13 protein-coding genes are annotated in these 13733 nt (G+C 62.7%); 10 read left to right on the top strand and 3 right to left on the bottom strand.

Features of this window, described 5'->3' with window-relative positions:
• Positions 1 to 63 precede the first annotated feature (63 nt).
• The 3 genes from VIZ63_RS15925 to ettA all read right to left on the bottom strand — a co-directional run bounded on the left by VIZ63_RS15925 (position 64) and on the right by ettA (position 4216).
• Positions 64 to 726 carry a hypothetical protein gene (locus tag VIZ63_RS15925; protein WP_331610658.1) on the bottom strand — a complete coding sequence of 221 codons (663 nt, stop codon included), beginning with the start codon at positions 724 to 726 and terminating at the stop codon, positions 64 to 66.
• 118 nt (positions 727 to 844) lie between these two features.
• The gene (gene hutH, locus VIZ63_RS15920) at positions 845 to 2389 is read right to left on the bottom strand and encodes a histidine ammonia-lyase (protein WP_331610657.1); all 1545 of its coding nucleotides are present in this window, start codon (positions 2387 to 2389) and stop codon (positions 845 to 847) included.
• A 150-nt stretch (positions 2390 to 2539) separates the two neighbouring features.
• Entirely contained in the window at positions 2540 to 4216 is a 1677-nt protein-coding gene (gene ettA, locus VIZ63_RS15915) for an energy-dependent translational throttle protein EttA (protein ID WP_331610656.1), read from the bottom strand.
• A 112-nt stretch (positions 4217 to 4328) separates the two neighbouring features.
• Between ettA and VIZ63_RS15910 the strand changes: the two genes are divergently transcribed.
• From VIZ63_RS15910 to VIZ63_RS15865, 10 genes are all read left to right on the top strand, one after another.
• The gene (locus VIZ63_RS15910; protein ID WP_331610655.1) at positions 4329 to 5282 is read left to right on the top strand and encodes an acetoin utilization protein AcuC; all 954 of its coding nucleotides are present in this window, start codon (positions 4329 to 4331) and stop codon (positions 5280 to 5282) included.
• Positions 5283 to 5578: 296 nt separating this feature from the next.
• Positions 5579 to 6841, top strand: a complete 1263-nt coding sequence (gene glyA / locus VIZ63_RS15905) for a serine hydroxymethyltransferase (RefSeq protein WP_331610654.1) — start codon at positions 5579 to 5581, stop codon at positions 6839 to 6841.
• A gap of 85 nt (positions 6842 to 6926) precedes the next feature.
• Positions 6927 to 7445 carry a transcriptional regulator NrdR gene (nrdR, locus tag VIZ63_RS15900; protein WP_331610653.1) on the top strand — a complete coding sequence of 173 codons (519 nt, stop codon included), beginning with the start codon at positions 6927 to 6929 and terminating at the stop codon, positions 7443 to 7445.
• Complete coding sequence (gene ribD, locus VIZ63_RS15895) at positions 7445 to 8566, top strand: bifunctional diaminohydroxyphosphoribosylaminopyrimidine deaminase/5-amino-6-(5-phosphoribosylamino)uracil reductase RibD (RefSeq protein ID WP_331610652.1); 1122 nt, start codon at positions 7445 to 7447, stop codon at positions 8564 to 8566. The genes nrdR and ribD overlap by 1 nt, the downstream gene beginning before the upstream one ends.
• Positions 8567 to 8575: 9 nt before the next feature.
• The gene (ribBA, locus tag VIZ63_RS15890) at positions 8576 to 9688 is read left to right on the top strand and encodes a bifunctional 3,4-dihydroxy-2-butanone-4-phosphate synthase/GTP cyclohydrolase II (RefSeq protein ID WP_331610651.1); all 1113 of its coding nucleotides are present in this window, start codon (positions 8576 to 8578) and stop codon (positions 9686 to 9688) included.
• 138 nt (positions 9689 to 9826) lie between these two features.
• A complete protein-coding gene (ribE, locus tag VIZ63_RS15885; protein WP_331610650.1) occupies positions 9827 to 10300 on the top strand; it encodes a 6,7-dimethyl-8-ribityllumazine synthase in 474 nt (157 codons plus the stop codon).
• A 65-nt stretch (positions 10301 to 10365) separates the two neighbouring features.
• A complete protein-coding gene (gene nusB, locus VIZ63_RS15880) occupies positions 10366 to 10818 on the top strand; it encodes a transcription antitermination factor NusB (RefSeq protein ID WP_331610649.1) in 453 nt (150 codons plus the stop codon).
• Positions 10819 to 10935: 117 nt separating this feature from the next.
• Positions 10936 to 11892: a thiamine-phosphate kinase gene (gene thiL / locus VIZ63_RS15875; RefSeq protein WP_331610648.1), complete on the top strand. Its 957-nt coding sequence runs from the start codon at positions 10936 to 10938 to the stop codon at positions 11890 to 11892.
• Complete coding sequence (locus tag VIZ63_RS15870) at positions 11889 to 12446, top strand: phosphatidylglycerophosphatase A (protein WP_331610647.1); 558 nt, start codon at positions 11889 to 11891, stop codon at positions 12444 to 12446. Before thiL ends, VIZ63_RS15870 begins: the two co-directional genes overlap by 4 nt.
• Positions 12406 to 13689 carry a serine/threonine-protein kinase gene (locus VIZ63_RS15865; protein WP_331610646.1) on the top strand — a complete coding sequence of 428 codons (1284 nt, stop codon included), beginning with the start codon at positions 12406 to 12408 and terminating at the stop codon, positions 13687 to 13689. The genes VIZ63_RS15870 and VIZ63_RS15865 overlap by 41 nt, the downstream gene beginning before the upstream one ends.
• The last annotated feature ends 44 nt before the right edge of the window (positions 13690 to 13733 follow it).

Here is a 13733-nt window from a genome sequence, read left to right as displayed (position 1 = left end):
ATTGACAATGAATCATTGGGAAAACGATTCCACTCTGAATTGTTAATTGTGAACTGATAATTGTTAATTTCCGACCGCTACCTTCGTCGCCACCAGTTCTGCCTGTGAATTCAACGGCCGCGCAATCAGTCCCGATTGCGTGAGCGAGACCTGGTAACGCGCGCCTTCCGCCATGGGCATGTACGTGGCGCTGCCATAGATGGCGTCCACGAACGGCAGCCAGCGCGGATAGTTCGTCGACATTTCCCACAGATCGATGCCGGGATTTTCGCTGAGCGCGTACACCGTGCGCTGGGCGTGACGTTCCTGCTCGATGTCGCGGTAGCGTCCGCCCACGCGCTCGAGACGGTACTGGGCGTCCAGTCCCAGCAGGTTGGCCCAGCCCTTCCATTTGAGAACGCGCGCATCGAGCTGCCATTCATCGCCGGCCAGCATGAATATCTGCATTTCGCCGCCCGGCATCCGCGTCAGCGTGGCGCGATAGCGTTGCGGTCCGCGGCCTTCGAAGACGATCTCGGCGATCGGCTGTTCGTAGGTCAGGCGCGCGTAGGTATGCAGGTTCAACGAGACGACGAAGAAGAGTGCGGCACAAGCCAGCAGCAGGAAGCCCATCAGCGCACTGCCGCCCGCGGCGAGGAAGCGCGCGCGATACAGGCGCTGGCAAGCCAGGAGCAGCAACAGTCCGCCGAAGACGGCGATGACGATGGCAATGGCGTCGGAGTTCATGAAGAAGGCTCCAGGTGCTAGGCCTTGGGCGCTAGGCCGGAACGATGCCGAGGATGCGATTGAACGTTCTCTGGGCAAACCATGCAGTGCTCCGTAGTCGTCTTGATCTGGCTAGAGCCTAGAGCCTGGGGCCCAGGGGCCTATCGCCTTCCAGAAATCTTCCCAGCTCTGCGCTCTCGATCAGCTGCGCGAGTGCCGCGATGTCCCTGTCCAGCCGGTGGTCGTACGGCCGATGCTCCACGAAACGACGCACGAAGCCATGCACTTGTTGCAATGGTTGAGTGGTCTGCAGCGGCTTCAGCATATCGATCGCATGGGCCGCCGCCAGCAATTCGATCGCAAGCACATGGGCAGTATTCGTACAGATGCGCCGCAGCTTGTAGCCGGCCCACGGCGCCATACTGACGTGATCCTCCTGGCCTGCTGAGGTGGTCACGTTATCGACCGAGGCGGGATGCGCAAGGGTGCGGTTTTCAGAAGTGAGTGCTGCCGCGGCAACGTGCGCAATCATGAATCCCGATTCGAGCCCTGGTTCGGTCGTCAGGAACATGTTCAGTGCCGGGTTGACCCGACGATCCAGCAGGTCGGTGCGCCGCTCGGACATGCTGGCGATTTCGCAGACGCCGATGGCCAGGTAGTCGCTGAGCATCGCCAGCGGCTCGGCGTGGAAATTGCCGCCGGACAGGATGTCGTTGTCGAAGATCAGCGGATTGTCCGAGACGCCGTTGATGGCAGCGGCCAATACGCTGCGGCCGTGATCGAGCGCCGCCTCGACGGCGCCGAGAACCTGCGGCATGCAGCGCACGGCGTACGGGTCCTGCACACGATCGCAATTCTCGTGACCGCTGTGGATCGCGCTTTCCGTCAGCAGGATGCCGAAGCGCCGCGCGATTTCCACTTGATGCGGCAGGCGACTCGCTTCGTGAATGCGTTTGTCGAAGGGCGTGTAGCTGCCGGCCAGTCCATCGACGGTGAGCGCGCCGACGACCACGGCCGCATCCAGGAGCGATTCCGCGCGGAACAGGCCGTCGAGTGCGAGTGCCAGACTCAACTGCGTGCCGTTGATCAGTGCGAGGCCTTCCTTCGCTTCCAGCGTCAGCGGAGCGAAGCCTGCAGCCTCGCACACCGCCGTGCCTTCGAGCGTTCTGCCGTCGAGCGTTGCCTCGCCTTCGCCGATCAGGCACAGGGACAGGTGGGCGAGGGGAGCCAGATCGCCCGATGCGCCGACGGATCCGCGCTCCGGAATGATGGGGAGCACGTCGCTGTTCAGCAGCGACAACAGTCCCTCGACGACCTCGTGGCGGATGCCGGAATAGCCTGCGGCGAGGCTGTTCGCCTTCAGCAGCAACATGCGGCGCACGAGCGGCGCGGCCAGTGGCGAACCGATGCCAGTGGTGTGGCTGCGCAGCAGGTTGAGCTGCAACTGCCGCAACTGATCGCTCGAAATGCGCTTGTTGGCAAAGGCGCCGAAGCCGGTCGTGATGCCGTAACTCAACCGGTCCGTGCGTACCGCCTCGCGCACGACATCGATGCTTCGCTGCATCTTTGTACGCGCTGACGCGGCGAGCACGACGCGCACACGCTGCGCCTCGAACGTGCGCAGCTGCGGCAGCGTCAACGACGCGCCATCGAGTTCCAGCACAGGCGGATCGGTGTTGTGCACGGCTGCAGCCCCAAGCGAGGAATTTCACACAGCGGTCATGGCCAAAGGAAATCCCGCGGGACGGAGTACACGGAGTGGTGAAGTGCGAATCCGAATCCGCTGTCTTCTGAATCTCCGTGACCTCCGTGAGCTCCGTGTGAAATCCGGCTCTTAAGCGTCCAGTTTCTTGTAACGAATGCGATGCGGCGAATCCGCATCATCGCCCTTGCGACGACGCAGGTCTTCTACGTATTCGGCGTAGTTGCCCTCGAACCAGACCACTTCGCTGTTGCCTTCGAAGGCGAGGATGTGGGTCGCGATGCGATCGAGGAACCAGCGATCGTGCGAGATCACGATGGCGCAGCCGGGGAAGCTGAGCAGTGCTTCTTCGAGTGCACGCAGGGTTTCGATGTCCAGGTCGTTGGTGGGTTCGTCGAGCATCAGTACGTTGCCGCCGGACTTCAGTACCTTGGCGAGGTGCACGCGATTGCGTTCACCACCCGAGAGTTCGCCGATCAACTGCTGCTGCTGCGCGCCGCGGAAGTTGAAACGGCCGACGTAGCCGCGCGACGAGGTTTCGTACGTTCCCACGGTGATCATGTCCAGGCCGCCGGAAATCTCCTGCCACACGGTCTTGGAGTCATCGAGCGACTGGCGCGATTGATCGACATAGGCCAGCTGCACCGATGGCCCGACGCGCAATTCGCCGGCATCTGGCTTTTCCTGTCCCGTCATCATGCGGAACAGGGTCGTCTTGCCGGCGCCGTTCGGGCCGATGACGCCGACGATGCCACCCGCCGGCAGATTGAAGCTCAGGTTGTCGAACAGCAGGCGGTCGCCGAATCCTTTCTTGAGTCCCTCGGCTTCGATCACCAGGTCGCCGAGGCGCGGACCGGGCGGAATGTAGATTTCATTGGTTTCGTTGCGCTTCTGGAATTCCTGCGACGACAGTTCCTCGAAGCGCTGCAGACGGGCCTTGCTCTTGGCCTGACGCGCCTTGGGGTTCTGCCGCACCCACTCGAGTTCGCGTGCCAGTGCCTTGCGCAGTGCTTCCTGCTGCTTCTCTTCGGTCGCGAGGCGCTTTTCCTTCTGTTCGAGCCAGGACGAATAGTTGCCCTGCCAGGGAATGCCATGGCCGCGGTCGAGTTCGAGAATCCAGCCGGCGACGTTGTCGAGGAAGTAGCGATCGTGCGTCACGGCGATCACGGTGCCCGGATAGGCTTCGAGAAAGCGTTCCAGCCATGCGACGGATTCCGCATCGAGATGGTTGGTCGGTTCGTCGAGCAGCAGCATGTCGGGCTGCGACAGCAACAGGCGGCACAGCGCGACGCGACGACGTTCACCGCCCGAAATCTTCGTGACATCCGCATCCCACGGCGGCAGACGCAGCGCATCGGCGGCAACTTCGAGCTTGCGCTCCAGTTCCCAGCCGTTCTTGGCATCGATGGCGTCCTGCAGCTTGGCCTGTTCTTCCAGCAGCTTGTTCATCTCCTCTTCGCCCAGGTCGGGATCGGCGAATCGGTCGCTGACCGCATTGAAGCGGTCGATCAGCGACTGCACCTCGGCGACGCCTTCGACGACGTTGCCGCGGACGTCCTTGGACGGATCGAGTTCCGGTTCCTGGGACAGCAGGCCGATCCTGGTGCCCGGCTGCGGTCGCGCCTCGCCATCGTGCTCCTTGTCGATGCCGGCCATGATTCGCAGCAGCGAGGATTTGCCGGAGCCGTTCAGACCCAGCACGCCGATCTTGGCCCCCGGAAAGAACGACAGGGAAATGTCCCGCAGGATCACCCGCTTCGGCGGGACGACCTTGGAGACGCGATTCATCGTGTAAATGAACTGGGCCATGAACTTCTCGGGCAGGGCAGTGAAAGGAAGGGGGCGGATGATAGCGGAGGCGCCGGCCGGAATGGATTCCCCGGCTCTTTCAATCTCCCGGGCTTCCGCCCATGCTCGCGCCGTGAGCAAGCCATCCACCGTCCTGCTGGTCGTGGGCGAACAGATTGCCCGCTACGGATTTCCCAACGGGCATCCCTTCGGGCCCGATCGGCATGAGGCTTTCATGCGCGAACTGCAGTCCCGCGGTCTGGATCAACAGGTGATCCGCGGCACGCCGCGCGAGGCGAGCCGGGAGGAACTCGAGTCGTTCCACACGCCGCAGTACATCGACCTGGTGCAGAGCCGGTCTCTCAGCGGGCTCGGCTATCTGGATGCCGGCGATACGCCTGCCTGGCGGGGTGTTTTCGAGGCAGCGAGCGCCGTCGTCGGCGCCACGCTGAATGCGGTCGATGCAGTGATGGAAGGTCATGCGCGGCGTGCGTTCATCCCCATTGCGGGCCTGCACCACGCGTCGCGGGGCGGCGCCGCGGGATTCTGTGTATTCAATGATTGCGGCGTCGCCATCGAGCAGCTGCGGCGCAAGCACGGACTGCGGCGGATCGCCTACGTCGACATCGATGCGCATCACGGCGACGGGGTCTTCTACGCATTCGAATCGGACCCGGATCTGCTGTTCGCCGACCTCCACGAAGACGGTCGCCACTTGTATCCAGGAACCGGCTCGGTGGAGGAAGCCGGTTCGGGTCCAGCCCGGGGAACCAAACTCAACATTCCTCTGCCGCCGGGAGCGGCCGATCCGGAGTTCCATGCAGCCTGGTCGCGGGTCGAGGAGTTCATCGAAGCCGGTCGCCCGGAATTCATCCTGCTCCAGTGCGGCGCCGACAGCGTCGAGGGTGATCCATTGACCCACATGGCCTTCAGCGAACACACGCATGGACATGCAGCCGCTCGCCTATGCGCCGTCGCCGACCGCCTCGGGCACGGCCGGGTCGTCGCCATGGGAGGCGGGGGATACAACCGTCGCAACCTCGCCAGGGCCTGGTCCGGTGTGGTCCAGGCGCTTATCGACTCCTGAGCCGGACAAGAGGTTCACACGGAGTTCACGGAGGACACGGAGATCCAAATATCGAGGAAAAGGTCTGATTAATTCCAGATTCGTCATTCCCGCGTAGGCGGGAATCTATCTGCATCAATCAGATGGACTCCGCCTGCGCGGGAGTGACGGATTAATCAGAGGTTCCCTGGATCTACCCTCCGTGATCCCCGTGAACTCCGTGTGAAACCCGACTTCCCGGTCTGCGGCTACCGGCCAGGGGGCTAACCCCTTACAATCCCGGCCCCCCTTTCCCTTGTGGTGCGAGTTCCCCCTCCATGTTCCCAGCCGATCAGAAAATCGCCGATTTCGATCCTGAACTCAAAGCGGCCATCGATGGCGAGATCCAGCGCCAGGAAGACCACATCGAACTGATCGCGTCGGAAAACTACGCCAGCCCGCGCGTGCTCGAAGCTCAAGGCTCCGTGCTCACCAACAAGTACGCGGAAGGGTATCCGGGCAAGCGCTACTACGGCGGTTGCGAATTCGTCGACATCGCAGAACAGCTCGCCATCGACCGTGCCAGGAAACTCTTCGGCGCGGACTATGCGAACGTGCAGCCCCATTCGGGTTCGCAGGCCAATGCGGCGGCGTATCTCGCGCTGATCAATCCGGGCGACACGATCCTGGGCATGAGTCTCGATCATGGCGGCCATCTCACGCACGGCGCCAAGGTGAATTTCTCGGGCAAGATTTTCAAGGCCGTGCAGTACGGCATCGACCCGGTGTCGGGCGAAATCGACCACGTGCAGGTCGAGCGGCTGGCGCAGGAACATCGCCCGCGCCTGATCATCGCGGGATTCTCTGCGTACTCGCGCGTCGTGGACTGGGCGCGCTTCCGCCAGATTGCCGACGCAGTGGGTGCATTGTTCGTGGTGGATATGGCGCACGTTGCCGGCCTGGTGGCCGCTGGCGTGTATCCGAACCCGATTCCCCATGCCGACGTCGTCACCACCACGACTCACAAGACGCTGCGCGGTCCGCGTGGCGGCCTGATCCTGGCGCGCTCCAATCCGGAGATCGAAAAGAAGCTCAATTCGCTGGTGTTCCCTGGCACGCAAGGCGGCCCGCTCATGCATGTCATCGCGGCGAAGGCCGTGGCGCTGCTCGAAGCGCTGCAGCCGGAGTTCAAGGCTTACCAGCAGCAGGTGGTCGCGAATGCGCGCGCCATGGCCGATACGCTGATCAAGCGCGGCTACAAGATCGTTTCCGGCGGTACCGACAACCATCTGTTCCTGGTGGACCTGATCGGTCGCGACATCACCGGCAAGGAGGCAGATGCCGCGCTCGGCCGTGCGCACATCACCGTCAACAAGAACGCGGTCCCGAACGATCCACGTCCGCCGTTCGTCACGAGCGGTCTGCGCATCGGCACGCCGGCCGCCACGACGCGCGGCTTCAAGGAACCCGAGGTCATCGAACTCGCGGGCTGGATCGCCGACATCCTCGACGCCAATGGCAGCGAGGAAGCGGTGACGCAGGCACGCGGCAAAGTCGAGGCGCTCTGCAGGAAATTCCCGGTGTACGGCAAGGCAAAGTGACGAAAGTCACGAGGGTGACGGGAGTGACGAGGGGTCGGACCCTTGTCACTTTCGTCACTTCTGACACCCACGTCACATGAAATAGATGCACTGCCCCTTCTGCAATTTCGAAGAAACCAAGGTCATCGACTCGCGGCTGGCGAGCGAGGGGCAGCAGATTCGCCGGCGCCGTGAGTGCCTGAAGTGCGGCGAGCGCTTTACGACCTTCGAAAGCGCCGAACTCGTCATGCCCCGCATCATCAAGAGCGACGAGACTCGTGAGCCATTCGACGAGCAGAAGCTGCGCGGCAGCATGCTCAAGGCGCTGGAAAAGCGTCCGGTTGCCAGCGAAGCCATCGACGCTGCTGTCGTGCACGTCTGCAACAAGCTGCGCGCGCTTGGCGAGCGCGAGGTTGCGTCGCGGCAAGTAGGCGAGCTGGTGATGGAGGAGCTGCACGATCTCGATGAAGTTGCGTATGTGCGCTTTGCATCCGTCTACCGCAGCTTCCAGGACGTCGATGCGTTTCGCGAAGAGATCGAGCGCATGCGTCATCGGCGCACGCGTCAGGAAACCGAAAATCAACTGGCGCTGTGGGCGAACAACGACAAGCGGAAGAAGCGCTGATGTCGGTTCAGTTCACCGACTTCGATCGTCGCATGATGCAGCGCGCGTTGGAGCTGGCAGCGCTGGGTCGCTATTCGACGCAACCGAATCCGCGGGTAGGCTGCGTCATCGTGCAGGGAGAGCGGATCGTCGGCGAAGGGTGGCATCGGAAATCCGGTGAAGCGCATGCCGAACCGATTGCGCTGCAGGCAGCCGGCGATGCGGCGCGCGGAGCGACCGTCTACGTGACGCTCGAGCCGCACTCTCATCAGAGTCGGACGCCGCCGTGCACGCAGGCGCTGATCAAGGCAGGTGTGAAGCGAGTGGTGTCGGCGGCGCTGGACCCGAATCCACGGGTCCACGGCCATGGCGTACGTCAGCTGCGGGATGCCGGCGTCATCGCGCAGACCGGACTGCTCGAAACTGCAGCGCGCGAATTGAATGCCGGCTTCGAGAAACGCATGGCCACGGGATTGCCCCGTGTCACGGTGAAGCTCGGCGCAAGTCTGGATGGACGGGTCGCGCTGCATAACGGCGCGAGCCGCTGGATCACGAGCGATGTTTCGCGAGCCGATGTACAGAAGCTGCGTGCCGAGTCCGGCGCGGTTCTCACCGGCATCGCGACATTGCTGGCGGATGATCCGCGACTGACCGTTCGCGACGACACGATCGATCTGCAGGGACGCCAGCCGTTGCGAGTGGTCCTTGATTCGACGTTGCGCACCCCCGCAGCGGCGCGCTTGTTCGCCGAGGTCGGTGATGTCGTGATCTTCACGGCCGACGATGCTGCCGTGCGACAGGATCTCGACGAGCGCGCACGGATCATCGCCGTGCCGCGTGCCGCCACTGGTGGTCTCGATCTGTCACAGGTCCTGGCGCACCTGGGCAAGCTGCAATGCAACGACGTGTTGGTGGAGGCAGGTCCCACGCTCGCAGGCAGCTTCATCGAAGCAGGCCTGGCCGACGAACTCATTGTGTATATGGCGCCGGTGCTGCTCGGACCCGATGCGCGCCCGATGCTGCGATTGCCGCGCCTGGAACGCCTGGCCGATCGCGTACAATTCTCACTGCATCGCACCGAGGCGATGGGTCCTGATGTAAAGCTCGTGCTGCGTCCCGCTGGTACGACGTTGGTAGGCTGATCTGCTCCCATGAAACTGAATTCGATCGACGAAATCCTGGCCGATATCCGCGCCGGCAAGATGGTCATCATCATGGACGATGAGGATCGCGAGAACGAAGGCGACCTGGTGATGGCGGCGGAGTGCGTGCGCGCCGACGACGTCAACTTCATGGCGCGATATGCGCGCGGCCTGATCTGTCTGACGCTGACGGGTGATCGTTGCCGACAGCTGCGTCTGCCGCTCATGGTCAGTTCCACCCATATGAATCACGCCACCAATTTCACGGTGTCGATCGAAGCCGCGGAGGGTGTGACGACCGGCATCTCTGCGCACGATCGTGCGCAGACGATCCGCGCCGCCGTGAAACGCGACGCGCGACCCGAAGACCTGCGTCAGCCGGGTCACATCTTTCCGCTCATGGCGCAGGCCGGTGGTGTGCTGACGCGTGCGGGACACACGGAAGCAGGCTGCGATCTCGCGCGCATTGCCGGCATGGAGCCTGCGGCGGCGATCGTCGAGATCCTCAACGACGACGGCACGATGGCGCGCCGCCCGGACCTGGAAAAATTCGCGGAGCTGCACCAGCTGAAGATCGGCACCGTCGCGGATCTGATTCGCTACCGGCTGGAAACCGAGCGCTCGGTGGAGCGGATTTCGGAGCAGGAGATACAGACCGAATTCGGCGCATTCCAGATGATGTGTTACGAGGACCACGTCAATCGCACGGTTCATCTGGCGCTGGTGCGTGGCAAGCTCGACAACGGCAAGGTGCCGCTCGTGCGCGTCCATCTGAAGGACACGCTGCGCGACGCGGTCGGCATCCAGAACGAATTGCTCGGCTGGCCGCTGCGCTCGGCGATGCAGCGGGTCGCGAATGACGGGCAGGGCGTTGTCGTGATCCTGCGGCCGGAAGAAACGCCGCGCGATCTCATGGACGCCGTGCAGTCGCTCACGCAGACCGGTGCAGCTGCGCCGGCGCAGCTCCCGGGCGCGGGTGTATTGCGCACCTACGGTATAGGTGCACAGATTCTCCGGGATCTCGGGATTTCCCGGATGCGCGTACTGTCCGCGCCGAAACAGATGCATGGTTTGTCAGGCTTTGGCCTGGAAGTGGTCGAGTACGTGGATGGCAGCGGCTGATCGGCCGACCGGCAGGTCCCGGAGCCGGACAAGAGTCGAACCCGGCGCCGGCAACTCGCTATACTTTGCACCCGCAAACCCATCTTCATCATGCCCTGGCCAACTTGCGAGTTAGCCGGTTAGCCAGTCAGCCAAGCTATGGACATCAAAACCCTCGAAGGCGACCTGCAGGTCCGTGAACTGCGCTTTGCGATCCTCGCGTCGCGCTTCAACGATTTCATCGTTGAACAACTCGTACGCGGCGCGGTCGACATGCTCAAGCGGCATGGTGCAAGCGATAAGCAGATCGAAATCGTGCGGGCGCCTGGCGCGTTCGACCTGCCAGTGGTGGCGCGCAAGCTGGCGCTCAGCAAGCGTTACGACGCCATCATCGCGTTGGGCGCAGTGATCAAGGGTGCGACCGCGCATTTCGACTACGTGGCGGGCGAGTGCGCAGGCGGACTCGGACGGGTGGCGAACGATACCGGCATCCCTGTCGCATTCGGTGTGCTGACGACGGACACCATCGAACAGGCCATCGAACGCGCCGGCACGAAGGCAGGTAACAAGGGCGCCGATGCAGCGGTAACCGCGATCGAACTCGCCAACCTGCTGCGCAAGATCGAACAGTAGGCACGGGCTGGATCTTTCCTCGGGACTTCCGGGGCCGTGCAATTTTTTTCGATCAACAGCGAATCATGACTCAAGACCCTGGCAAGAAACGCAATCGTGGCACTCGCGCCCGCTCCGTCGCGCGCAAGCTCGTCATGCAGGCGTTGTATCAATGGCAGATGACCGGCCAGTCTGCGGCGGATATCAATCTGCAATTCCTCGCGGATGAAGAATCCGACGGCGCCGACCAGGAATATTTCACGGAGCTGCTCACGGGCTGCGTTGCAAGCAGTGAGCAGATCAAGGCCGTGCTGAAGCCGGTCGTCGACCGGCCCGTCGAACAACTCGATCCCGTCGAACTCGCCATCCTCATGATCGGCGCCTACGAACTGCTCAAGCGAACCGAGATCCCGTACCGCGTCGTCATCAACGAAGGCGTCGATCTCTGCAAACGCTTCGGCGCTACGGACGCACACAAGTACGTCAATGCGGTGCTCGATCGCGCAGCGCGCGAGATCCGGACCGCGGAGACGAAGTAACCGCATAGAACGCATAGAACGCATAGACGCGCGGGTCGACGCCAGTGTGGCGACTGCTCTGTTGCTGGTTCTCATTTTTGTGTTCTATGCGTTCTTTGCGGTTAATCTTCCTTCCCCATGAGTCTCGGCGAATTCGACATCATCGCCCGCTATTTCACGCAGGCAGACGCGCGTAGCGATGTGCTGCTGGGCATCGGTGACGATGCCGCCGTCGTCGCGATACCTCCTGACCGTCGCCTGGTCGTCGCGATGGATACCATTGTCGAAGGCGTGCATTTCCCGGCCGGCACGGATGCGGCGGACATCGGGTATCGCGCGCTGGCGGTGAATCTGAGTGATATTGCGGCGATGGGGGCGCAGCCGTCCTGGATGACGCTGTCGCTGTCACTGCCACACTCCGCTATCTCCTGGCTCGAACGCTTCTCCGCTGGACTGCTGGATCTCGCGCGACATCACGGCGTGAGCCTGATTGGCGGCGATACCGTGAAGGGCCCGATGGTCATCACCGTGCAGGTTGCCGGTCTGGTGGAGACCGATCGTTGGCTGACGCGGGCCGGGGCACGGGCGGGCGATCTGCTGTTCATCTCGGGTACGCCCGGCGAGGCTGCGGCTGGCCTCGCATCGATCCAGCAAGGAGTGCCACAGAGTGCGGCATCCCGTCACCTGCAACGACGATTCCTGCGACCCGAGCCGCGAGTGTCGCTCGGCCGTGAATTGCGCACGCTTGCCAGCGCCGCGATGGACGTGTCCGACGGATTGCTTACGGACCTCGACAAGCTGTGCGCGGCCAGCCACTGCGGTGCCCGCGTCGACATAGACAAGGTGCCGACATCTGCGGCGATGCAGGAGCTGTTCGATGCCGCAACCTGCGCCGATTTCGCACTGGCAGGCGGCGATGATTACGAACTGCTGTTCACCGTCAGTCCGGATCGAGCCGCTGCTGTTCCAGCGTCAGCGTCGTGCATCGGTGTCATCACGGAGGGGACGACCGTGTCATGTCTGCGTGACGGTCAGCCTGTGACGGTCGCGCGTCGTGGCTACGATCACTTTTCAGCAAAGGAAGCCGCGCCATGAAGTGGTCCGCAGAACCGCGGCTCATGCGTCAGCCGGTGCACCTGCTCGCTTTCGGATTCGGCGCGGGCCTCATGCCCGTGGCGCCGGGTACGTTCGGAACGTTGATAGCCATTCCCATCGTCGCATTCGTGATGCAGTTCGGTTGGCAGGTCCACGTGGCGTTTGCAATCGTCGCATCTGTGACCGGTGTCTGGATTTGCGGTGAAAGTGCCCGACGGCTCGGTGTGCACGATCACGGTGGCATCGTCTGGGACGAGATCGCGGGATTTGCCATCACCATGCTGGCTGCGCCGTCCATGGACTGGTACTGGTGGCTGGCGGGCTTCGCACTATTCCGTTTCTTCGACATCGTGAAGCCCTGGCCGATCCGCGAGGCCGATCACAGACTCCGCGGCGGACTGGGAATTATGCTCGATGACGTAATCGCGGGACTATTCGCCGCGGCACTGCTGTTCGCACTCACGACTGTCGTCAGAATCCAGAACCCCGGTGAAGCCTTCTTCGAGCACTCAGATGGCACAGCGCCCAGCCACACGCGAGCAGCGCACTCCTGACAAGGTCGGGAAGTACGTCATCGTCAAGGAAGTGGGGCGGGGCAGCACCGGCGTCGTCTATCTGTCGCACGATCCGTACTATCGTCGCGACGTCGCCATCAAGGTCTACAACCTCGAATCGCACGACGAAGATCGTGCGCGCGTCACGCGCAAAATGTTTCTCTCGGAAGCGCACATGGTCGGCATGCTGCAGCATCCGAACATCCTGCCGATCTACGACGCGGGTGAGGAAGAGGGTCACTACTACATCGTCACCGAGCACGTGCATGGCGCACGCACGCTGTCGGCGTACTGCAAGCCGGACAACCTGCTGCCGATCGATGACGTCGTCGAGATGATGTACAAGTGCGCCAAGGCACTGCACTACGCGCACAGCCGCGGCGTGATTCATCGTGACATCAAGCCGTCCAACATCATGCTGACGCAGGCGAACGACGTTCGCATCATCGACTTCGGCATCGCGCTGGTCGCGGACTCGGAAATCTCCCGCATCGAAGGCATCGCCGGCAGCCCCTCGTATATGTCGCCGGAGCAGGTGCAATCGCTGGATATCACGAACCGCTCCGATCTGTATTCGCTCGGCGCGGTGATGTACGAGCTACTGACGGGCTTCCGTCCGTTCCGCGGCGGCAATCTGTCGAAGCTATTGCATCAGATCGTTTACGCCACGGCGCAGCCGATCCACGCACTGCGCCCCGAGATGCCGGAACTGCTGGAAGAGGCGGTGGCGAAGTCATTGCAGAAGGATCCTGCCAAGCGCTATCGCAATGGTCTGGAACTCGCGGCCGACCTCACGCGCGTCCATCAGACGCTGCGCGAAGGGTCGGCGAAGATCGACCGGCATGAGCAGTTCTCGATCCTGCGTACGCTGAAGTTCTTCCATGACTTCTCGCAGGCCGAGATTCTCGAAGTCCTGCGCGCAAGCAGCTGGCAGGACTACGATGCGGAAGAGGAAATCGTCAAGGAAGGCGAAATGGACGATCGCTTCTACGTGATCGTTTCCGGCAGCGCGGCTGTCATGCGCAACGGCAATGGCGTGGGCGAACTGGAAGCGGGCGATTGTTTCGGTGAGACCAGCTACGTTCGCGGCGCGAAACGGCTGGCGACCATCAAGGCGATGAGCAATGTCACGCTGATGAAGGTGAGTTCGACGCTGCTGGAACAGTCGTCGGCAGCGTGCCAGCTACGCTTCAACAAAGTTTTCCTGCGCAGCCTGATCAGCCGGTTGCAGAGCCCGAACTGACCTCGCGACGCGAGGCCATCCCCGCGTAGGCGGGGATCCATCAT

Origin of the sequence: Povalibacter sp. (assembly GCF_036520495.1) — a bacterium.
Lineage (GTDB): Bacteria > Pseudomonadota > Gammaproteobacteria > Steroidobacterales > Steroidobacteraceae > Steroidobacter.
Note: the sequence above shows the minus strand (reverse complement) of the source record. Positions and strands in the feature narration are given on the sequence as shown.

Excerpts from the sequence above, each read along its gene's own strand:
- ribBA (WP_331610651.1), top strand. The coding sequence starts at position 8,576 with ATGAAACTGAATTCGATCGACGAAATCCTGGCCGATATCCGCGCCGGC.
- ettA (WP_331610656.1), bottom strand. The coding sequence starts at position 4,216 with ATGGCCCAGTTCATTTACACGATGAATCGCGTCTCCAAGGTCGTCCCG.
- VIZ63_RS15925 (WP_331610658.1), bottom strand. The coding sequence starts at position 726 with ATGAACTCCGACGCCATTGCCATCGTCATCGCCGTCTTCGGCGGACTG.
- VIZ63_RS15865 (WP_331610646.1), top strand. The coding sequence starts at position 12,406 with ATGGCACAGCGCCCAGCCACACGCGAGCAGCGCACTCCTGACAAGGTC.
- glyA (WP_331610654.1), top strand. The coding sequence starts at position 5,579 with ATGTTCCCAGCCGATCAGAAAATCGCCGATTTCGATCCTGAACTCAAA.
- nusB (WP_331610649.1), top strand. The coding sequence starts at position 10,366 with ATGACTCAAGACCCTGGCAAGAAACGCAATCGTGGCACTCGCGCCCGC.
- ribE (WP_331610650.1), top strand. The coding sequence starts at position 9,827 with ATGGACATCAAAACCCTCGAAGGCGACCTGCAGGTCCGTGAACTGCGC.
- ribD (WP_331610652.1), top strand. The coding sequence starts at position 7,445 with ATGTCGGTTCAGTTCACCGACTTCGATCGTCGCATGATGCAGCGCGCG.
- VIZ63_RS15870 (WP_331610647.1), top strand. The coding sequence starts at position 11,889 with ATGAAGTGGTCCGCAGAACCGCGGCTCATGCGTCAGCCGGTGCACCTG.
- thiL (WP_331610648.1), top strand. The coding sequence starts at position 10,936 with ATGAGTCTCGGCGAATTCGACATCATCGCCCGCTATTTCACGCAGGCA.
- nrdR (WP_331610653.1), top strand. The coding sequence starts at position 6,927 with ATGCACTGCCCCTTCTGCAATTTCGAAGAAACCAAGGTCATCGACTCG.